General features: G+C 58.3%; 14 protein-coding genes. 5 read left to right on the top strand and 9 right to left on the bottom strand.

Going from position 1 to position 21,208, the window contains the following annotated elements:
* The first annotated feature begins 64 nt into the window (after positions 1-64).
* From ACVWXZ_RS08385 to ACVWXZ_RS08370, 4 genes are all read left to right on the top strand, one after another.
* Positions 65-1,051 carry a pentapeptide repeat-containing protein gene (locus tag ACVWXZ_RS08385; protein ID WP_457440311.1) on the top strand — a complete coding sequence of 329 codons (987 nt, stop codon included), beginning with the start codon at positions 65-67 and terminating at the stop codon, positions 1,049-1,051.
* Between the two features lie 144 nt (positions 1,052-1,195).
* Positions 1,196-2,674, top strand: a complete 1,479-nt coding sequence (locus ACVWXZ_RS08380) for a sensor histidine kinase (RefSeq protein ID WP_011432968.1) — start codon at positions 1,196-1,198, stop codon at positions 2,672-2,674.
* A gap of 109 nt (positions 2,675-2,783) precedes the next feature.
* Positions 2,784-3,542, top strand: coding sequence for a sensor histidine kinase (locus ACVWXZ_RS08375; protein WP_414343700.1), 759 nt, complete (start codon positions 2,784-2,786; stop codon positions 3,540-3,542).
* A gap of 68 nt (positions 3,543-3,610) precedes the next feature.
* Complete coding sequence (locus tag ACVWXZ_RS08370) at positions 3,611-4,354, top strand: response regulator transcription factor (RefSeq protein WP_011432966.1); 744 nt, start codon at positions 3,611-3,613, stop codon at positions 4,352-4,354.
* A gap of 45 nt (positions 4,355-4,399) precedes the next feature.
* Here ACVWXZ_RS08370 and ACVWXZ_RS08365 read toward each other — a convergent pair whose 3' ends face one another.
* Positions 4,400-6,046 (bottom strand): DUF3352 domain-containing protein, encoded by a 1,647-nt coding sequence (locus tag ACVWXZ_RS08365; RefSeq protein ID WP_457402648.1) that lies wholly within the window; start codon positions 6,044-6,046, stop codon positions 4,400-4,402.
* 872 nt (positions 6,047-6,918) lie between these two features.
* On the opposite strand from ACVWXZ_RS08365, the gene ACVWXZ_RS08360 reads away from it, so the two are divergent.
* The gene (locus tag ACVWXZ_RS08360; RefSeq protein WP_457402650.1) at positions 6,919-9,642 is read left to right on the top strand and encodes a glycosyltransferase; all 2,724 of its coding nucleotides are present in this window, start codon (positions 6,919-6,921) and stop codon (positions 9,640-9,642) included.
* Between the two features lie 60 nt (positions 9,643-9,702).
* On the opposite strand, the gene ACVWXZ_RS08355 is transcribed toward ACVWXZ_RS08360, so the two are convergent.
* The 8 genes from ACVWXZ_RS08355 to ACVWXZ_RS08320 form a co-directional block, all read right to left on the bottom strand.
* Positions 9,703-10,212 carry a ribonuclease H family protein gene (locus tag ACVWXZ_RS08355; RefSeq protein WP_457440313.1) on the bottom strand — a complete coding sequence of 170 codons (510 nt, stop codon included), beginning with the start codon at positions 10,210-10,212 and terminating at the stop codon, positions 9,703-9,705.
* A 483-nt stretch (positions 10,213-10,695) separates the two neighbouring features.
* Positions 10,696-11,802 (bottom strand): phosphotransacetylase family protein, encoded by a 1,107-nt coding sequence (locus ACVWXZ_RS08350; RefSeq protein ID WP_414343695.1) that lies wholly within the window; start codon positions 11,800-11,802, stop codon positions 10,696-10,698.
* 78 nt (positions 11,803-11,880) lie between these two features.
* The gene (locus ACVWXZ_RS08345; RefSeq protein ID WP_457402653.1) at positions 11,881-13,353 is read right to left on the bottom strand and encodes a TrkH family potassium uptake protein; all 1,473 of its coding nucleotides are present in this window, start codon (positions 13,351-13,353) and stop codon (positions 11,881-11,883) included.
* An 11-nt stretch (positions 13,354-13,364) separates the two neighbouring features.
* Positions 13,365-14,054, bottom strand: a complete 690-nt coding sequence (locus tag ACVWXZ_RS08340; protein WP_414356515.1) for a potassium channel family protein — start codon at positions 14,052-14,054, stop codon at positions 13,365-13,367.
* A 70-nt stretch (positions 14,055-14,124) separates the two neighbouring features.
* On the bottom strand, positions 14,125-15,471 hold the full coding sequence (gene clpX, locus ACVWXZ_RS08335) for an ATP-dependent protease ATP-binding subunit ClpX (protein WP_457402654.1): 1,347 nt from the start codon (positions 15,469-15,471) through the stop codon (positions 14,125-14,127).
* A gap of 794 nt (positions 15,472-16,265) precedes the next feature.
* Complete coding sequence (gene ligA / locus ACVWXZ_RS08330; RefSeq protein WP_457402656.1) at positions 16,266-18,326, bottom strand: NAD-dependent DNA ligase LigA; 2,061 nt, start codon at positions 18,324-18,326, stop codon at positions 16,266-16,268.
* 32 nt (positions 18,327-18,358) lie between these two features.
* A complete protein-coding gene (locus tag ACVWXZ_RS08325; protein ID WP_457402658.1) occupies positions 18,359-20,374 on the bottom strand; it encodes an ArsA family ATPase in 2,016 nt (671 codons plus the stop codon).
* The coding region (locus tag ACVWXZ_RS08320; protein ID WP_457482381.1) for an RNA-guided endonuclease InsQ/TnpB family protein at positions 20,375-21,208 on the bottom strand (834 nt) is incomplete at its 5' end.

Genomic DNA, 21,208 nt, shown 5'->3' with positions numbered 1-21,208 from the left:
CCTTATCTAGAATAACCACCAGTGCAGCTCCTCTCTCACTTCTCTGAGCTCTCCCCTCTCTTCTATGGATGCCAAGGATCTGCTTCGGCTTTACCGGGCAGGACGGATCAACTTTGCCGGCGAGAACCTGGCCGCCCTTGACCTGAGCCGGGCCGATTTGATCGGGGTGGATCTCTCCCAAGCAAACCTGCACAGTGCCAATTTGATCTTCGCCTTCTTGGGGCGGGCCAAGCTGCAGAAGGCCAACCTCGTCGGGGCTAACCTTGGTGGGGCCAACCTCAGCCAGGCGGACTTGAGCGAGGCGGATCTCAGAGATGCCCAGTTGCACGGCGCCACCCTACAAGGAGCAGATTTGCATGGGGCCAACCTGACACTGGCTCTGTTGATCGATGCCAACCTGCTGGATGCGGATTTGCGTTGGGCCAACCTCACCAGTGCCAACTTGGGAGGGGCTTGCCTGCGGGGGGCCAATCTCCGTTTCGATAGCCGCCGGGGAGCGGTACTGCGCAACGCCAACCTCAGCCGCGCCGATCTCAGCGGAGCCAACCTGTCGGGAGCGGATTTGACACGGGCCGACCTGAGCGGGGCCAACCTAAAAGAGGCCAGTTTGATCAAGGCCAACTTGCGAGGGGCCAGCCTGCAGCAAGCCCGTTTGCAGGGAGCCATCCTGAGCGAGACCGACCTGAGGGGGGTTTCTTTTTTGGGGGCAGACCTGCAAGGGGTGCAGATGGCGCGGGCCAACTTGAAGGAGGCGATACTTCGCCAGGTGAATTTGACAGAGGCCAACTTGAGCGAGGCGGATCTGGCCGCAGCCGATCTTTCCGCGAGTTCTTTGTGCTCGGCCAAACTGGCGCGGACGGATCTCAGTCGGGCCAATCTGGCCGGGGCCGATTTGCGGTGTGCCAACCTGGTGGATGCCTATTTGGGCCGCACCAACCTGGAAAATGCCGATCTCGGCGAGGCAATCCTAACCCGAGCCGATCTGAGCACAGCCAACCTCAGCGGGGCCAATTTGCGCGGGGCAACTCTGCCGGATGGACGGGTAGGCTGATTGGACAGACTCGCTACCGTATGAGGACGAGGATTCTTGTCCCTGAGTGAGACGGGGATCCGCCCCGGAAAAGGTGAGGTTTTCCCCTGCCCCAGAGGGGCCACAACCGCTACCCTACAAGGGAAGGATGGGTCAAAGAGATCCGTGAACAGCCGCCGATTTCTGTCCTTGATGGAAGCTTTGTGGGCCGATCTGCCCTTGCCGGAATGGTTGCCGGGGGCAGGAGAGCGCTCCTGGCAGCAGACGGTGGCAGCCCTGCTCCAGCTATGGCAAGAAGTTGGACAGTTTGGGGTGGTGATCGGTGGGCCGGTGTCTTGGTGGCCCCCCTGGGTGGTTCGGGATCCGCTGCCTCAACTGCCGTCGCCCATTGACGCTCCAGAACCGAACCTGAAGCTGCGGGAGCTGGCCCGTGAAGATCCCTGGCTGTTTACCCCTGACTTGTCCCCTGAGTCGATTCTGACCCCTGGCCAGACGGTGATCCCTCTCCTGCCGCAGGATCCCCTGGTGGAGGAGCCTTTTTTGCTGGTGCTCACCCCTGTTTTTTCGGCGGTGGCCGCCCAAGGGCATCACCCCCACACGCGGCAGAGGGGGATGATGGTGTCTTTTGAGCCGGAAGTGGTGCATCGGGCTTGGCAGATCCTAGAGCAGCGGGTTCAACAGGGTAGGCCGGATCGCTTGCCCTTCTGGCAGGAGCTGATCAAGCACCATCCCCTCATGGAGCCTCATGTGCGGGTGCTGGCCCGCTTCAGCAGCCTTCTTCTGCTGGGAAACCTGGCCGAGTCGGGATCCCCGCCCGCTCGCTTACCCCCCGCCAGAGCCGAGAACTCCCCTGCGCCCACAACCCGGCCAGAAGATTGGCAGAAGCGGCGGTCTCCTCCTTCCCATGGCCAGCCTGCCGGTCAAGGCCAACAGAACAGCCTTTCGGAGGCAGAACTGTTGCGGGCTCTCATCCACGAGATCCAGACGCCCCTCAGCACCATCCGCACCTTGGTTAGTCTCATCCTGAAGCGGCACGATCTGCCGTCGCGGGTACGGGAATACGTGGAGAAAATTGACCGCGAATGTACCGAGCAAATCAACCGCTTCGGGCTGTTTTTCCAGGCTACAGAAACGGTGATGCCCGCTGCTACCCCACAGGAGGGGCGTCGGCTTCAGCTAGAGCCCATTGCGCTGGTGGACTTGGTGCGGCAAAACCTGCCTCGCTGGCAGGAGCAGGTGGAACGGCGGGGATCCCAACTGGAGTTGGAGATTCCCGATGAGCTGCCGGATGTGGTCAGCGATCCCAAGGCGCTGGAAGCGGTGCTGTTTGGCATGGTCGACCGCATTGCCCGCAGCACGCCGGCTGGCAGCCACATTCGCGCCCAGTTGGTCAGCGCAGGGGAGCTGGTCAAACTTCAGTTTCAGGTCAACACACCTGAGGGCAGCGACGCCACTGTTGCCTCAGAGCCCAAATCCCCTCAGGCGATTGGGCAGTTGTTGGTCGTGCAGCCGGATACCGGTGCAGTGAGCCTCAGCCTTCCCGTCACCCAAACTCTGTTCCGCGCCTTGGGGGGCTACCTCACCGTGCGCCATCGCGCCCGTCGGGGGGAAATTCTCAACATCTACCTGCCCCGCCAGCTATAAGCCACCCAGTTGGGATCCCGATACCGTCTCAACGCTGATGTGGCGGAACCCAGGGAAGATGGGGCTAGGATCGATCTGCCAGCGCCGGGAGAGTCTAGGGATTGGATCCATGCCGAGAGCCAGAAAAGTTGCTGAACACCACCCAGAGCCTGAACCCGTCTGCGGAGCCGGAGAACCCAAGGTTAAGGGGGTCACTCTTTCTGCCCAGCAGCTTTCCACTTTGCTTCACGAAATGCGCAATCCTCTCACCGCCCTGAGCACGCTGGCCAAGTTATTACAAAAACGCTTGCCCCCAGAGGATCGCAACCACTGGATTGGCCTGAGCATTGAACAGGAGTGCAAGCATTTGCAGGAGCTGCTGGCGGAGTTCGAGCGTTTGGACGGGATCCCGGCCCCCCTCCAGCTTCAGCCCCTCTCCTTGGCCGACCTGCTGCGGGAGTGGATCCCCATCTATCAAGCCTTGGCCGAAACCCAGGGACACCACTTTCAAGCCGTTCTGCCCCCTTCCCTACCCCCTGTACAAGCCGATCCGCGTGCCCTGCGGCAGGTGCTTGATAACTTGATCGACAACGCTTGCAAGTACACCCCGCCCCCAGGTGAGATCCGGCTGAAGGTGGAGTTGGGTGAAGATCCCTCAACTGCTTCGCAATGGGAAGTGTTCGTTGCCGTCTGCGACAACGGCCCCGGCATCCACCCTGAGAACCTGGAGCGGATCTTCGATCCCTTTTTTCGGGCAGATCTTTCTAAGCCAGGGCAGGGGCTGGGGTTGGCCATTAGCCGCGACCTGGCCACCCGGATGGGCGGAGATCTCCAGGTGGAAAGCTCCCCCCAAGGCTCCTGTTTTCGCCTGAGATTGCCCACAGGTTAGTAGGAAGATTGTAGAGATATGGGATGGCAGGTGCCGCCAAACGCTTGAACGCTACCCAGGAGCTGCAGATGGCCTCTTCTCCCCCAGCCAAACCCGAACCCCCTGCTGCCAGTCCAGCAGCCCGCATTCTGCTAGTAGATGATGAACCCGGCTTACGGGAAGCGGTGCAAGCCTACCTCGAGGACAGCGGCTTTGAGGTGATCCCGGCGGCCAACGCCCAGCAGGCTCTGCAACTGCTCAGCACGGCCCAGCCTCAGTTGATCATCTCCGACATCATGATGCCGGGCATGGATGGCTATCAATTTTTGGCCCAACTGCGAAAACTCGAGCCCTACAGCCATCTGCCGGTGGTGTTCCTCACCGCCAAGGGGATGACCGCCGACCGCATCCAGGGTTACCGGGCCGGTGTCGATGCCTATTTGCCCAAGCCCTTCGATCCGGAGGAGCTGGTGGCCATCGTCTCCAATCTCATTGAGCGATCCCGCGCTGCCAGCCCTTCGGAGGTGGTGGCCCGCGAGCTGGCCTCGATTCGCGCCCTGCTGTCGGAGCGCACCCTTGCCACAGCCACGCCTGCCCAGACCTCTGCCCCCACCCCCCTGCCCCCACCCATCAAGGTAGAGCTGACGCCGCGGGAACAACAGGTGTTGGAGAAGGTGGCAGAAGGGCTGATGAACAAGGAGATTGCCAAGCAGCTGCAAACCAGCGTGCGCAACGTGGAAAAATACGTCACCCGCCTGCTGAACAAGACAGGCACCAGCAGCCGCACCGAGCTGGTGCGCTATGCTCTCACCTATGGCTTGATTCGGCTGTAGCTCTCACCCCCAGCCCCTCTCCCCAAGGGAGAAGGGGGAAAGAGCTTACGGCTGTGGCTTGGGCGGCACGGTGACCAGCAGCTCCACCCCAAAGGCGTGATCCCCGGCAGGGTAGCTGGTAATCCCCAGCCCATCGATGCGGGTCAGCAGCTCACGGGCCTCCGGCTCCAAGCCTGCCAAACCACCCGGTAGTGTGGCCTCCAGCACTGTTCGGATCCCTTGCCAATTCAGCAAAAAGTAGCCGTAGTTGGGCTTGGGCAACTGATCGTAGAGGGTTTTCAGCGGCTCGGTTTGGGGAAGCAAATTGCCCTGGCGTTGGGCGAGGGTTTGCAGCGCCGCCGTGCTGCTGGTCACGATCAAATAGTTGCCTTCCCAGGCGCGGGTCAAAAGCGGGCGGTTAAACAAGGGATCCGCCCACGTCACCTGTCCACCCGCCTCCGTTACCCCTACTCCCGATTCTTGGGCCAGCCGATCCAACTGAGTCAGGGCCGCGTTGGCCTTGTCTTTTTGGCTGGTCTCGATCACCAAGGCTGCTCCCATGCCCTGCAACAGGGGATGGGCCTGGGCATCCGGTGCCACCAGCAAGGCCATCTCCCCATCCATCCAAGCCAGCAGATCTTTTTCCAAGTCCAAACGGGTATTGGCGCGAAACTCAGCCCGCAGCTCCTCTAACGACTCTTTGACCGGCGGATCTTTTTCCAGCTCAGGCATAACGGCTTGCCAGCGCTGGGCAATCTGTTGGGTGGTCAGCACCGCCAAGGCATTGCCGGGCAGCCGCTGAATGAGTTCGCCGCGAGCCGTTTGCCACCCCCCCTGCACCTGGGTTTTCGGATCGGTCTGGGTCAACATGCGCAGCCGCAGGCCCTGCTCCTGCCAGTGGGCAGCCATGGCCAAAGAGCGCAGGGGTTGCAGGGATCCCAGCGTCGCCGGATCCAAATCCTGCATCCAGTCTTGGAAAGACTCGGGATCCTCCTGCAAAGCCTGGAAGTTGAAGTAGGCAAAGGCCAGCGTGCCGCTCTTCTTGTAGAGATTGCCAACGGCGGTGCGGAAACTTTCGGAGCGGCCAATCGGCTCTGCTTCGCCGCGATACACAGCAATCGCCTGCTGCATCACCCTCGGGTCGTTGGCCACCGCCACAAAGCGGTTGCCAAACTCAGCAGTCACCCACCGCTCGCCCGGCTCTCCGTTGGTTTGCACATACAAGGTGACCCCTTGCTCCTGGCGCTGCTCGAAGTTCGCCCCTTCTGCTGCTGCCTGTTGCCGCACCTGGGCCAAGAATTGCCCAGACAAATCAGCGTTGCGGGTGCTGGCTCCAAACAGGATCCCAGGCACCGGCTCGGCAGCTCCGGGCACCAGATTGGGAATCACCACTGCCATCGTGAATTGCTCGCCGGCCCAGGCTTGCATCTCTTCCCGAGAGAACTCCTTGCCGGTTTCAGCCAAAGCTTCTGCCGTCCAGCTCTCCCACTGGGCCAAAAGGTCAGGGTGAGTGCGAAAAGATTCTTCCGGTTGGGTAGAAAAAGTCAGCACCAAGGGTGCCGACTGAGGAACCAGCACGGTTTCCGGCATAACATCGCCGGGCAACTGCACTTGTGGCCCTCTGAGTTGGCAGGATCCCAGAAGCCAAGAGCCCCCCACCGCCATCAACGTCAGAGAGAGAGGGCGCAGCCGAGAATGAAGCTGGACTTGCATGGCGGCTACCTAAGCAGCTAGTGGATATAGCCAATCGTAGCATCTAGGCATGAGCCTGCAAACCCAAATTTTCTGTAAGTGAAAAAATAGCCCACTCTAGCACAAGTCAAGATAGTCTAACAAGATAGTCTAAATTGTGAGTAAACCTACGGCCTGTTCACAGATCAAGGGATACAAAACGTCGTGTTTCTGAGGCTTGATTCCGATGAGTCCAGAACAGGCAGGCTTACAGCTGTATCCTGTAGCCTCTTAATAGGCTGTAGCGTAATAAGATCCCAAACTCGGCCTGGAGGAGCTGTAGTGAACCAAAGTCCACGAAATGCTTGCCCCGCGGCGATAGCAGCCAAGACAGGAATAGTTATCAGTTGAACATTTCCTGCAACAAACTTGAAGCTTTCCTGTACATGTTGCTTTTCCCCAGGCAATGACACTTCTCCCTTTGACAGAAGTTGCAATTCTTGCTATGCTTGAGCTTAAGCAGAGCTACTCCTTCTCTCTAGCAGGAAGAGCAATGGGGGTCATTAGCTGTGACGCAAGCCACCAACTTTGAACAGCTGGGAACTTTATTTTGGCAAGGATCCTACTCTGCCTTTTTTGCCCAGGCCGAACAAGAAAGTATTCCCTCAATTCTCCTAGAGACCATTGCTCTTTCCATCGCTCCTGAGTTTGCAGAAAGGTACAGGGGTGGATCTCTAGAAGGGTTATTGTGGCCACAGACAAAGCGACTTTTGCAAGTTCTGTCGATTGTCTATCAACCTGTTGCAGAACGCATGCGGGAGGAAGCCCTAAAGCTTCCTGTACACCACCACCATAGACTTCAGCTGCTGGCGCACAGCCTTGACTGCTTCGCTAGAGCTGGGGAAGAGGATTGGGTGTGGTTAGTATTGAAGCAAATTCTAGAAGATTGGCCTCCAAATGCCTTTATCAACTCTCTTTACGATCCCCAGACAGGCGAGGAAGTGGCGCGCCTGTGGCTATTTCAGGTTACTCAATACCTTCGTGACCTCTCTCAGGAGGAGGCTGATGCCTTTTTACCCACAGCCAGTTCCTTCTATCATCGAGAAGCTGCTGCTGCGTATGGCCGCTGGGTCAATCAGAAACGGAACGGCGACTCCGCCTGGCCAGAGTGGTATATCCCACCAGAAATCCGGCTAGATGAGCCTTTTGGAGCAGCTCTTGCAGAAATTTGCAGGGATCCCTCCCTGCGGGTGGTGGTCGAGGTAGGGGCCAGTAGTGGAGAAGGATCCACAGCTGTTTTGCGCTACGCCCTTCCCAACTCTGTTCGCATCTACAGCATAGAAGCTCATCCTGAGCGCTACAAAGAGCTGGCTAGAAGGGTAAGCAAGGATCCCCGCTGTATCCCCATTCACGCTGCTGCCCAACCTAGGATCGCTACAGTGGAGGAGGTGGAAGAATGGCTGAAATCTTGCTCCAGCTTTTGGGCCCCCTATAGCCGAGAGCAGGCTCTGGAATGGCACCAGGAGGGACAAGATTTACTCAAGTCTGTTCCCACAGATGGGGCAAGCCGAGTTCCCGACCCCGACCTTCTTCTCATTGACGGCGGCGAGTTTACGGGCTGGTATGACCTCCAAGCTTTTTTGGAACAGGGCGCTCGCCCCAAGTATATTGCCCTGGATGACATCTTCGCTTTTAAGAACAGCCGTTGCTTGACGGAGCTCTCCAGCTATGGCTACCGACTCATTTGCTGGGGAAATGTCCGCAAAGGCTTTGCCATCTTTAAAGACAGCAGAGCCACTCTTCCCATTCACTTCTTCACCATTGTTTTAGACGGGGAGCCGTACATTGAGCGCCACTACTCCACCCTCTGCGAGTTGGATAAGCTAGGGATCCCCTGGCAGTGGGTGGTGGTCGAGGGCGTTGCTGCCTTACGCCATGACACAGGGTGGAGCTTAGCCAACGGCGGCCGCATCCCTGAGGAATACTCCCAGGGGCACAGCTTGGATGGTACGGTCGAATACTTGAGGGACTTGGCAGCCAAAGACAGCCGTGTTCGGCTTGTTCAGAAGCCCGATGGCCAGTTTTGGGATGGCAAAATTGAAATGGTCAGGGCAGCCCAACCTGACTATCCCTGCTTGCTGTGGCAGTTGGATGCAGACGAAATTTGGACAGTCGAACAAATCCGGCGGGTTCATCGACGCTTTGAAGCAGATCCCACTCTAGAGGCGGCCCAGTTCTACTGTCGTTACTTCGTGGGCCCCAATCTTGTCCTGGACAACAAAGGTAAGTGGGGCAACAACCCCCAGATGGAGTGGTGGCGGGTCTGGAGATGGGATCCCTCTGAGTGCGAGTGGCAAACTCACGAGCCACCTGTATTGATCCGAAAGGGACGACTTCCCGAGAGGGTTCTGACCGCAGACCAAACGGAAGCAGAGGGCTTAGTGTTTGACCACTATGCCTATGCATTGCGAAAGCAGGTGGAGTTTAAGGAATCCTACTACGGCTACCAAGGAGCTGTCAGAGCTTGGGAAGAGTTGCAAAAAGCGGAAAAGCCCTGCTCCCTGCAGCCCTTTTTCCCCTGGGCATACGGGGATCCCTTGGTGGTAGAGGTGCGGCAACGTCTTCACCTATTTGTGGACGGGGTGTTCTTCCAGATGCACCAAACTGGTATTGCTACAGTTTGGCGCAACTTACTGCGGGAATTGCCTCAGCTGGGGATTCGCATCACTTTCTACGATCGGGGTGGCATGGGAGAGCTACCCCAGGGTGTCGAGAGAATGCAGGGTCACCCCTTTAGCTACGCCCGCTGGGATGATCCTGAGTTGAGACAAGCTTTTATTTGGTCAGGGGCTGATGTTTTTATGAGCACCTACCATACATACCTGCCCTCTGACATTCCGCAGGTGCTCCTGCTCCATGACATGATCCCAGAAGTGCTGGGTTGGGATCTCTCAGATCCCATGTGGCGCCAAAAGCACGCAGCCCTTGAAGCAGCCGCTCGCATTGTAGCTGTTAGCCAAAACACGGCCTGTGACTTGCTGCGTCTAACTGGCAAAGAGGCAGTAGTAGCTTACCCTGGGGTTGACACCAGTGTATTCAAGCCGGATCCCTCAGCTATTCCCAAGCACTGGCTGCTGATTGGATGCCACCAAGGCGCTTACAAACGACAGGAGTTATTTTTTGAAGCTTATCAGCAGTGGTCCTATAAGCCTTTCCCTGTCCTTTGCACTCATTCCTGGTCGACTCCAGAGGCTTATCGACAGGCGGCAGCTCCGCAACCTGTTATGAATGCTTATCTAGATCTGCAGCAGTTGGTTCAAGCCTACCAGAATGCCGTGGCGCTGGTTTACCCAAGTGCATATGAGGGATTCGGGCTACCCGTATTGGAGGCCATGGCCTGTGGGACCCCTGTCATTATCTATCCCAACTCTGCCTTAGTGGAAGTAGGAGGAGAAGCTGCATTTTATGTAGAGGACTCTTTGTCGGACACCCTGGTTCAGGTTCTGGATCCCAAGTTGCGCGCTGAGAAAGTCAGGAAAGGCTTAGAGTGGGTTAAGTCTTTTACCTGGGAGCGCATGGCTAAAACCATCCAGGAAGTTCTGCACCTTGCAGTCAAGCCAAGCCTAACAGCCTTGTAGTCTTGGCAAGCATCTTGCTGCTAACCAGTTTCACAGTGCCCCCACTGCCGGTGTGGAACCTCAACCCCTAACTTCTGGAGGAACGGTCACTCTGGCTCGAGCCTGGGCAACCAACCCATCCACGTACTCGTTCCAGCGCAGACCTTGGTGGGCTGGGATCCAAACCACCTGCACCTGAGGGCACTGCTGCTTTAGTTGATACAGTTCCTGAACCAGATCCAAGTTTTCCACCGGCCCGGTGCGCCGCCGCCACCCCTGCGCTGCCCAGCGATCCATCCAGTCGTTGTAGGTCTGTACGCAAAGGTGGGAGTCGCTGTAGATGGTATCTACGCCGTTGCCCTGGGTGTGGCGGCAATATTGCAAGGCCCGGATGAGGCCGGTCAACTCCATGCGGTTGCTGGTGCTATCGGGATCCCCTCCCCAAAACTCTTCCACAACCCGATCATCTTGAACCACCACCACGGCCCATCCCCCTGGCCCCGGATTGGGAGAACATCCCCCGTCGGTGAAGATGCCACTGTGGGGGCAGGCAACCAGACGGCTGGGGCCCGCTCCTTTGCGGCCGTGCATCCGTGAAACCTTGGCCATGGTGCTCATCCGGCGCTAACGGCAACATTTGGGATCCCGGCTCGACAACAGACACTGCATCTTATTGCAGAAGGGCGTGCCGGCACCACTGTTTAGTGTATTCAGCTTCAGAAAAGCTTTGTTTCACACTATTAGCAGCATAAACCCCGTCAACATCAGCTTACGTGACACTGACGCACAAGGTTAAAAACAGTACGAACAAAAACCCCCAGAAAATCTGGGGGAGGAGTGGTGTGTTGAGGTGATGAATACTCGCATGATATCTCTCGAATTTGGTGAGTAGGCCAAACCGGCGAGAGATCCCTGCGTTTTTTTGCAGAAATCATTGCAGATACTGGAAAGCATCAGACACTAGAGACCAGCGCGTCAAAACTGAGCTTATTTCATCTTGATCAGGTATAGTGCTCAATCTCGAAGAAATATCTATTTAGACACCAAATATAGAGAAGCCAGTAATAACTTTTCTTATGCACCTACCGCCGACACTAGGGGTTGTGTCAAGCCCAAATGAGCATAGAGACGGGAAAAGTCAAAATTCGCTGACATTAGCTCTTGGATGCAGCGGACTTTCACCTCCTCGTGCAGGCGAATCTGCCCAAAAACCCGTTCGATGCGGTTGATGGTGGTGAAGGTGTCCAGATCCACCGAGAGGATCGGCACTTCCAGCTCTTCTGCTCGAGACTGAATGCGGGGATCCAGAGGGAGCTTGCCGGTCAAGATCAGGCAGAGGGTGGAAGTTTCTAGGGCGGCCAGTTGAATATCGGTGCGGTCTCCGCCGGTGATCACCGCCTTGTGATCCAGCTTACGGAAGTACTTCAAGGCCGAGTTGACGTTCATCGCCCCTACCGCAATGTCTTCAACCATCAGGTCCATCCGATCCGGACAGCAGAGCACCTCGGCATCCAGTTGCCGCACCAACTCCCCAACGCTGATGCTGCGCAAAATGCGATGGGAGGGCAAAATCCCCAGCACCGGGATCCCGTGTCCCTCCAAAAAAGGCCGAATGATCGTTTTTGCCGGTTGCATTTGGTCAGGTGGCACATCGTTCAGCAGCACGCCTGCCAAGCGGGATCCCAGTTGACGATGGACAAAGAGAAGAGAATCAACAGCCAAGGAGGAATGGTAGCGACTGATCAGCAGTACCGGAGCATCCAGGGCTTGGGCCATCTTGGCCAGCGACAGGCCAAACAATTCCCCCTCGTAAAGATCGGCTGGGCCTTCCAGCAGCACCAAATCGGCAGGGGAGCGCTGGACAAACTCCAACAGAGGGGCAACCGGGCACTCTGGAGCTGGATCCCCGGGAGCTCGCTTCATTTGAGCCAGCAAAGCCTCTTCGTTGAGCCGGAGCAGCATCGGCGGCATTTGATCCATCGTCAGCCGCAGAGACTCCGCCACAAAGCGCATATCCGGATCGCCCCCTTCCAGCGAGCAATCTTCCCGCTCGCAAGAACCGATGGGCTTCCCATAGGTGACTTTTATCCCTTGCTGCTGCAGGTGTTTGGCCAAACCCAAGATGGCAGCCGACTTACCGCTGAAGGGCTCGGTAGAACCGATCAAAAGAAACTTGGACACAGATGGCTCCCGGTAACGAGAGGGACGAAGGGATCCCTTACTCAGTCTAACGGAGGCTGCTCTCTCCTCAGTTCTGGACTAACCGATTAGGATCGACTCTTCAGGGTAGGTTACCAACGGGCGGGGCTGTTGTTGAGCCAAGGCCAAGACAATCGTCAATGCCCCCAACCGGCCCCAGAACATCACCAGCACAATGATCAGTTGGCCAAACCAGTTGAGCTCCCCGGTAAAGCCCGTCGAGAGGCCGCAGGTGGCAAAGGCGGAGATCACCTCAAACAACACCGGATCCAACCTACTGTTACTGTGGGTCAGCAAAATCAACCAAGCCGCCAACAACACCACAAACAGAGAAACCGTTAACACCGCTGCCGCCTTGCGCACCATGGAGGGATCCAAGCTGCGCCCGGCAATTTGAGCGCTGGGCAAACCGCGGGCATAGCCCCAGAGAGCCAACACCAACACCGCCAAGGTGCCGGTGGTCATGCCGCCCCCCATAGAAGCTGGGGCTGCCCCAATAAACATGAGAGCCATCAGCAGCAACTGGCTTGCCGGGGTCAAATCCTCAATGGGGATCGCGGCAAACCCAGCCGTTCGGGCAGAAACCGACTGAAAAAACGTCAGGCCCAAGCGGTGGGGCCAGCTTACCTCCAGCAGGGATCCGCCGGGCAAGCTCTCTCCCAAAAACAAGCCAATGCCGCCCGTGCAGAGCAAAACCACCACCACGCCCAGGGTAATCCGGGTGTGCAGAGAGGGGCGGTGGCCCCGTGGCCAGGTTAACAAATCCGACAAAACCGGGATGCCCAAACCGCCGATAAAAATCAGACCGGCCAAAATCGCCAGCGACAGACCGTCTGTAGGGATCCCTTCCCGGCCAAACAGGTCAAATCCTGCATTACAAAAGGCCGACACCGCGTGAAAAATAGCCAGAAAAACCGCCCGCTCCGGCCCATAGAGATCCCGCCAGTGCACCCAGAGCAGCAGAGCCCCCCCCAACTCAATGAGGGTGACCCCCAGCAGCACCCGCCGAGTCAATTCCAGGATCGCCCCCGGATCGATGAGCCCCAGCGAATTGCACAGCGCCAAGCGATTGAGGAGGGAAATGCGCCGCCCGATCAATTGAAACACCACCACCGCCAACACCATGAAGCCCACCCCGCCAATCTGAATCAGGATCAGCAGCACAATCTGGCCCAACAGGGTGAGATCCTCCGCCACCACAATCGTCGAGAGCCCCGTCACGCTCAGGGCCGACATGGCCGTAAACAGCGCCTCATTCCAGCTCAAGGGATCCCCGCGCCCGATCCCCGGCAACATGAGCACCAAAGTTCCCACCACTGCCAAGAGCCCCAACCCTGTGACCAGCCGCAATGGCGGCGGCAGCGGGCGACGCCTGTCCCCCCCAAAAAACCACTGCAGACGATTCCCAAAGGCCCTAGAGGACTGAGACAATGCCGAGCCCGGTGTCGGCAGGTGGCGGGCGCGGGATGGCACTGATGGAACCAAGCGCTCAGAGCCCTCCTCTCGCGGAAGCGGGGCGGAGCCCTCTCTCATCGGAGCCCTCCCTACATTTCATTCAGCCGCGAGATGTTGGTATTGGCCCCCAGAACCACCAGCAAATCCCCCTTTTCCAGCAGGTAGTCTGCGGGGGGAGAGACCACCAGCGATTGCTTTCGCTTCACCACCAGCACCGTGATGCCGAAGCGGCGACGCAGATCCGACTCCGCCAGCGTATGGCCCACCAACGCCTCCGGCACCTGTAATTCCGTAATGCTGTAGCCCGGCTCCAGCTCTAGCTGATCTAGGATCCCCGGTGCTGTCAACACCTGAGCCAAACGGCGCCCTGCCTCTTGCTCCGGCAACACCACCCGATCTGCCCCCACTCGCAGGAGAATAGAGCGTTGCCGCTCGGTCGACGCCTTACAGACCACATTGCGCACCCCCAGACTTTTCAGGGCCACCGTCGTCAGCAAATTGCTCTCGAAATCGCTGCCAATGGCCACCACCACCGTGTCGAAGGAGAGGATATCCACCGCTCGCAGCGCATCTTCATCGCTGGAATCGAGGGCCACCACCTGCGTCAGCTGATCCGCCAGGCGCTGCACAATCTCGCGGCTGCGGTCGATCCCCAAGACATTGTGCCCTCGCTCCATCAAGGTGAGAGCCAAGCTAGAACCAAAGCGCCCCAGACCAATTACCGCATATTCACGATCCACCCGCTGCCGTTCGCGCCAGCGGAACGTAGTCCCTGCCATGTGCTCTCCTGCCCCCTCTTTCAAGAACAGATCATAAGTTCATCCAGCAGGGATCGGAAGGGCCGCGACTCTAGGCCGACTCAGGCTTGGGCAGCGTAGAGGGGTGAGGAATCAGCTCGCGGGTGGAACGGCGCTCCACCATCTCTGCGGTGATGCGGATGTGCTTTAGGTCGCGGCGGGAGGGTGCCTCGTACATCACATCCAGCATTAGCTCTTCCACAATGGCCCGCAGGGCGCGAGCCCCGGTCTTGCGGCGATAAGCCTCTTTGGCAATGGCAGCAATGGCGGCAGGTTCAAACTCCAGTTCCACCCCGTCCATGCGCAACAGCTTCTGCGCCTGCTTGAGAATGGCGTTTTTGGGCTGCGTCAGGATCGCCTCCAGCGCCTTCTCATCCAGCGGATCCAAAGTCGCCACTACCGGGAGCCGCCCCGTGAATTCGGGAATCATGCCGTACTTGATCAAGTCTTCAGGCTCCAAAGCCTTGAGGGCATTGGCCATACGTTGCTCGCGGCTAACCGACAATTGCTCCCCTGGCTTGATAAAGCCCATCAATTTCTTGCCAATGCGCTGCTCGATTACTTTTTCCAGGCCAACAAAAGCCCCCCCGCAAATGAAGAGGATGTTGGAAGTGTCGATTTGAATGCAGTCTTGATAGGGGTGCTTGCGCCCTCCCTGGGGAGGCACGTTGGCTATTGTCCCTTCCAGCATCTTCAACAAAGCCTGCTGCACCCCCTCGCCGGAGACATCGCGGGTAATGGAGGGGTTCTCGCTTTTGCGGGCAATTTTGTCGATTTCGTCGATGTAGATGATGCCGCGCTGGGCCTCTTCTACGTCCATGTCCGCCACCTGCAGCAAGCGCAACAGGATGTTTTCCACATCCTCGCCCACATAGCCAGCTTCCGTAAGGGTGGTAGCATCTGCAACCGCAAAAGGCACATCCAACATGCGAGCCAGGGTTTCCGCCAGCAGGGTTTTGCCGGAGCCAGTGGGGCCAATGATCAAAATGTTGGACTTCTGTAGCTCCACCTCATCCAGTTCCGAAACTCCGACGCTACCGGGGTTGGCCTTGGCAGCCAGACGCTTGTAGTGGTTGTAAACCGCCACCGACAAAACCTTCTTAGCTTTTTCTTGGCCAATCACATATTGGTCGAGATAGCGCATGATCTCCTGCGGCTTGGGCAACTGCGCCAAAGAAGGCAGGCTGCGGGAGGATTTTTTAGGAGCTTCACGCCGGCCGCCGGCAGGGGCGGCAGCAGGAGGAGTGTTGCCGTCGTAGAGTTCCTCATCCAAAATCTCGTTGCAGAGCTCCACGCACTCGTCACAGATGTAGACCCCCGGCCCCGCAATCAACTTACGCACCTGATCCTGTGACTTGTTGCAGAAGGAGCACTTTAGATGGGAGTCATATTTGGCCATGGGATCCTCGTTGCTGCTTGCTCTTGGCTATCCTAATCCGGCAAAAGCCAGAAGAAAACTAAACCTTCCAATCCAGTCGCAAATTGGCTGCGAAAGCGTAAGGAGGCCGAAGTTGGTGGAATCTCACTGACCTACTAGTCTAGCATCTCCACTGGGCTCGTAGGGCTTGTTTCCGGATCCCCAAGGGGGCAGGGTGCCAAGAGATTCCCATGGGGATCAACTGGAAAGACTGGAGATATAGTCATTTCAAACTGGATTGAGACACTTCCCAAGCGCTCCGTGCCGCTTCCGCGACCACCCACTCTTCAAAGGGGAGCTGGGAAGCAATGCAACGGAGGTGTTTCATTCTTGCTTCTCCAGCGCTCTGCGCTACCCGTGCAAACGCCACAGCCTCGGTTCTCCCCAAGTGTCTTACAAGGAGGAAAACTGGAAATGGAAGGGGTGAGCCGTTTCGCTGCTATCGGGAATGGTCATACATCCTTTGGACGGATTTATAGAAAAACCGCCCGACTTGACGCCGAGCGGAAGATGGTGTGAGGAGTGAACGGAAACATGCGTCTCCGCTGATCCCATCATAGTTGAACTTATTTGGCACTGGCAAAGGAATCCTTCAGTTAAGTTGGATACTTTTTGGAGGTGTGGCCGCGCCTTTTTGTAACCAAAAAGGGGAAGGAACTGTCCGTGTTTCGTTCGCTTCCCCCTATTGGCGTCCACTCCTCACTAGAGGTGAATCATAAATTATCCCTGCCGCTAAGACAACCCACCCTACCCAAGTTTTTCGGGGATCCACCCTGTCAAGGATGCAGATCACCGGATTCCACGGTGGGATCCAGCGCCAACAGCTCCGCTTCGGTCAGCAGGGGGATCCCCAGTTGTTGGGCTTGCTCCAGCTTGGAGCCGGGGTCAGAGCCCACCACCACGTAGTCGGTTTGGCGGCTGACGCTGGCGGTGACTTTGCCCCCCCGACTCTCAATCCAAGCCTTGGCCTGCTGGCGGGAGAGGGTGGGCAAGGTGCCGGTGATTACGAATTTTTTCCCGGCCAGGATCTGGGAGACGGCAGGGTTCTCCTGCTGAGGAAGAGCGGGGATCCCTAGCGCCTGCAACTCCTGCAACAGGCGACGATGGGCCGGCTCGGCAAACCAGGCCACCACCGCTTCCGCCACTTCCGCGCCTATCCCATAGATCTGGGCGATGGTTTCTGCGCTGGCTTGGGCCAAAAGCTCAGGGGTGGGAAAATGGCCGGCCAAAATCTGGGCGGTGACCACCCCCACATGGGGGATCCCCAGCCCGTAGAGCACCCGTTCCCAGGGCTGCTGGCGAGAGCGCTGAATGGCTTGCACCAGCTTTTGGCTGGAGCGGGATCCCATTCCCTCCAAACCCTGCAACTGCTCTGGGGTGAGGCGGTAGAGATCGGCTACGGTGCGCACCCCCAAGCTCTCCACCAATTGGGCTGCCCGCTTTTCCCCTAAGCCTTCGATATCCAAAGCATCACGGCTGGCCCAGTGCTGCAATTGGCCCCGCAGCTTGGCCGGGCACTCGGGGTTGGGGCAGCGGGTCACGGCTTCGCCAGGGGGACGAACCAAAGGGGCGTGGCATTCGGGGCACTGGCTGGGCAGGCTGTAGGGAACAGCGTCGGCAGGGCGCAATTCCTTCAGGATCCCGACCACCTCCGGGATGATCTCCCCGGCTTTGCGCACGATGGCAGTATCGCCAATGTGCACATCCAGCTCCCGCAGGCGATCGGCATTGTGCAGGCTGGCGCGGCTGACAAGGGTGCCGGCCAAAGGAACCGGCTCCAGCTCTGCCACTGGAGTGACGGCGCCGGTACGGCCCACGCTGGCGAGGATGGCGCGGATGCGGGTGGGGACTTCCTGGGCAGGGTATTTGAGGGCAATGGCCCAGCGGGGAAATTTTTGCGTAAAGCCGGCCTCCTCCTGCAGCCGCAAGGAGTTCAATTTCACCACCACCCCGTCGCTGGCGTAGGGGAGCTGGGCACCCCGCCATCGCTCATAAAATTGGATCACTTCTCCCAAGCCCCGACAGACCTGGGAAAGGGGGTTGACTGGAAATCCCAATTCCTTGAGCTGCTGCAGACACTGCCACTGGGTTTGCGGGGGATCCCCGGCAGGCCATCCCTCCGGCCAGTGGAGGGCGTAGGCGAAGAAGCTGAGCTTGCGGGCGGCCACAACGCGGCTATCCAACTGCCGCAGGGTACCGGCAGCACAGTTGCGCGGGTTGGCAAAGGGGGGATCCCCAGCGGAACGACGCTCTTGGTTGATCCGTTCAAACTCGGCTAGGGCCAGATAGACTTCCCCCCGCACCTCCAAAACGGGAGGCGGATCTGCTGTCGCCAGCCGCAGGGGAATCGAACGAATGGCGCGCACGTTGGGGGTGATGTCCTCTCCGGCCTGTCCGTCCCCCCGAGTAGCACCCCGCTCCAAAAGACCCTCGATGTAGGTTAGGGCCAAGGCGGCGCCATCAATCTTCAGCTCACATACATATTCCAGCTCTCCCTCTGTCCCGCCGTCGGGAACAGGGGCACGGCCCAAAACTCGCAGCAGACGCTCTTGCCACTCCTCTAGCTCTTCTGGGTTGAAAGCGTTTTCCAAGCTGTAGAGGGGGATGCGGTGGAAGACGGTGGGAAAATGCTCTGCAGGTTTTTCTCCCACCCGCTGAGTAGGGCTATCGGGAGTGACCAGTTCAGGGTAAGCCCGCTCCAGCTCTTGCAGCTCGCGGTAGAGGCGGTCGTAAACGCTGTCTTCCAGGATGGGCGCATCGTGGACATAGTAGGCAATGCTGGCCTTCTGCAGCAGGGTGCGCAGCTCGCGGGCGCGTTCTTCCAGATGGGGATCCATAACTCCTTGGGTGAGCAAGGTCTACCCCTAGGTTAGGGCTCCTGAGGAGCCAATAAGTAGGAGCCGATATTCTCCAAGCTGGGAGGATGTAGGAAGGGGATGGTCAAGATGGCCTGCTGGGAAAATGGCTGGGGGAGCTGGGCCAGAAGAGTCTGGTGACGACGGCGGAGGGCCTCTCCAAAGGGGGTAGAATCCTCTAACCACACCCGATTGAGAACGGCGTAGGGATGAGGGATCCCCAAAGCATCCAGTTCCGCCAAGAGACGCTCGGTTTCCGCCAGAACTGCTTGCTCGGGGTTAAAGACGGGGATAAAGGTAACAAACTGGGGATCCTGGAGCTGCTGCCGGAGCTGTCGCACCTGGGCCAAGAGCTCCCGCATCCGCTGCGCCCATTCCGACCTGCCCACCACATCCCGATATTTCAGCCACAGCTTCAGGGCCAAGCTCACCCAACCTTCCAGAGCCTGGGGCATCTGCAGAAACCGCAAGAGATGGCCTGTGGGAGCCGTGTCCAGCACCACCAGGTCAAACTGCCCGCTCGTCTCCTGTCGGAGAACACTCAACAGGGCCATCACCTCATCCAAGCCGGGTGGGGGCATCTGCAGCAGTTGCCGCCACGCCTGTGGGTCGTATTGGACTTCCACCCCTGCCGTCCCCTCCCCTGCCAAGATGGCCGCCACCTCCTCCAGATAATCCTGCCGGAATTGCTCCAGCACCGCCGCCGCATCGACCTCCTGCCCCAGCAGGTTGGGCAGCAGGGGGATGGGATCCTGACCCAGTTTCGTCTGAAACAGATCCCCCAGCGAGTGAGCCGGATCGATAGAGACCAGCAACAGCTGCTTGTCGGGATGGCGCTTGGCCAAGTTCCAAGCCAGGGCCCCGGCCACCGTCGTCTTGCCCACACCCCCTTTGCCCCCCACCAACACCAGTCGGATCCCTTGGGCCAAAAAGTCCGGTAGGGACGGGATCCCCCTGAAGGAAGGGAAGAGGGTAGAGAAGGGAGACTCTCTCTCCGCTCTCTGCTCTGGGATCCCTTCCAACTCCAGCAGCACCTCTGGCAAGGGGCGAAGCTGCTGCACCAGCCCATCTAGGGCCGCCAACCCAACCGGCTCCTGCAGTTGATAAGGACAGACCCAGATAGAGTATCCGGGCAGCTCCTCCTGTAGGGCTTTGAGCACGCGCCGCTGTTCCTGTTGCCGCGCCGAGTAGAGAGGAGAGGGGAGAGCAGCGGGCAGCGAAGGTTGGCTGTTATTCTCTCTTGCAAGCAGCACCTGATTGACCAGAAGACCGCCGATGGGCACGCGGCGGTTTTGCAGTTGCTGACAAAAGCGGCGGGTTTCCGCCACGCTCAACTGCTCCGGGATCATCACCAGCCAAGCAGAGGTGCTCTCCGGAGTGGTCAAGCGGGCTTTGCCCCCCTCCAGTTCCCTCTGCAACTGGGCTAAAAATGCATCCGCCTCATCCGGTCGATAGGTGCCTGTCAGGGCTTGGGCGATCTCCCGATGCTTGGCCTGAAAGGTGGCAAACACAGCCAGAAGATTATCTAAAAAGTCGGGCAGCTCCAACAGCCGCAGGGTGTGCCCGGTGGGGGCCGTGTCCAAGATAACGGTATCCACCTCCTCCCCAGCCAGCAGCCGGTTGACCTCCAGAATCGCCATCAGCTCATCCACCCCCGGCCAGGCTAAATCCCAGATCGGCAGCAGATCCTCTCGGCCAAACCAACTGCCCCGCTCGGCAATGAGCTCCAGGGCCGGCCCATAGGTTTGCCGAAAAGACCGCAGCAAAATCTCCGCCTGCAAAGCCCGCACCTGTAAATTGGGGCGATCCGGCAAGGGTTGGGCCACATCCGTAACCGAGATTTGCAGCACGTCCCCCAACGAGTGGGCGGGATCTGTGGACATCAGGAGCAGACGGCGCTGGGGATCCACCTGGGCCAGTTGGCGAGCCAGCGCGCAGGTCAAGGTTGTTTTGCCCACTCCTCCCTTGCCGCTGAACAGCAAGAGGCGTTGGGAAGCCAAGAGCAGAGGATGGCAGGAATGCTGATACATTTACGCTGAACACTGCTGACCATTACTGCTCAACGGTGAAGCGATAGCATTCTGTCCATTTCCGAACAGAAAGGCGGTATCCCGCAAAGCTCTGAGCATAACACCCAGAGCGCCTTGCCAATCTCGTGGTAGCCTATGGCTGCACTTTGGGCATCTAAACACCTTTGCGCCACCCAACTTGGTGTGGATGTGCCCGCACTTAGTACAGGTTTTACTGGTGTACGCCTCCGATACTTCCACGACGACCACGTTTTTCTTTTGGGCTTGAAACTTCAGGAACTGCTTGAACCGATAGTGCGCCCAGGTGAGCATCGCCCTTGCCGTCTTGCTACCAAACTTCCTCCCTGCCTTGGCAACCATCTTGGCTGACTCGAAAGTGGGGAGGAATATCAATCGGTAGTTATCCGTCAGGAACGCCGCTACCTTGCGATGGCACTCGTCCACCAAGTTCCTGATTCTCTCCCGCAGACGAAACACCGCTTGCCGCATTCGCCTACGTTTGAGTCTCGGTGCTTTACTCAGCCTGGACTGTAGATCGTCTAGGTGGTAGCACAGCCGAACGATCCTGCCAAAGTCTCCCTTGGCGATATCTACAAAGCCCGCCCCATCAAACCCTGTAAAGAAACTTCTTACCCCAGGGTCAAGCGCAACCACCCCCTTTGCTAACGAACACTGCTCGTTCACGGGCTCAGGGAAGATGGCATACCATCTGTCTTTCACCCGCATTAGTTCAGTCCCACGTGCCCATTCTCTGGGCATCTCCTCGGATGCACGGAACGCCAAACCTCGGGTGAGTTTCGGATACCACGTTCCATTGCGAAAGTTGCCGGCGTT

The sequence above is a fragment of the Thermostichus sp. MS-CIW-38 genome (assembly GCF_054058415.1).
Note: the sequence above shows the minus strand (reverse complement) of the source record. Positions and strands in the feature narration are given on the sequence as shown.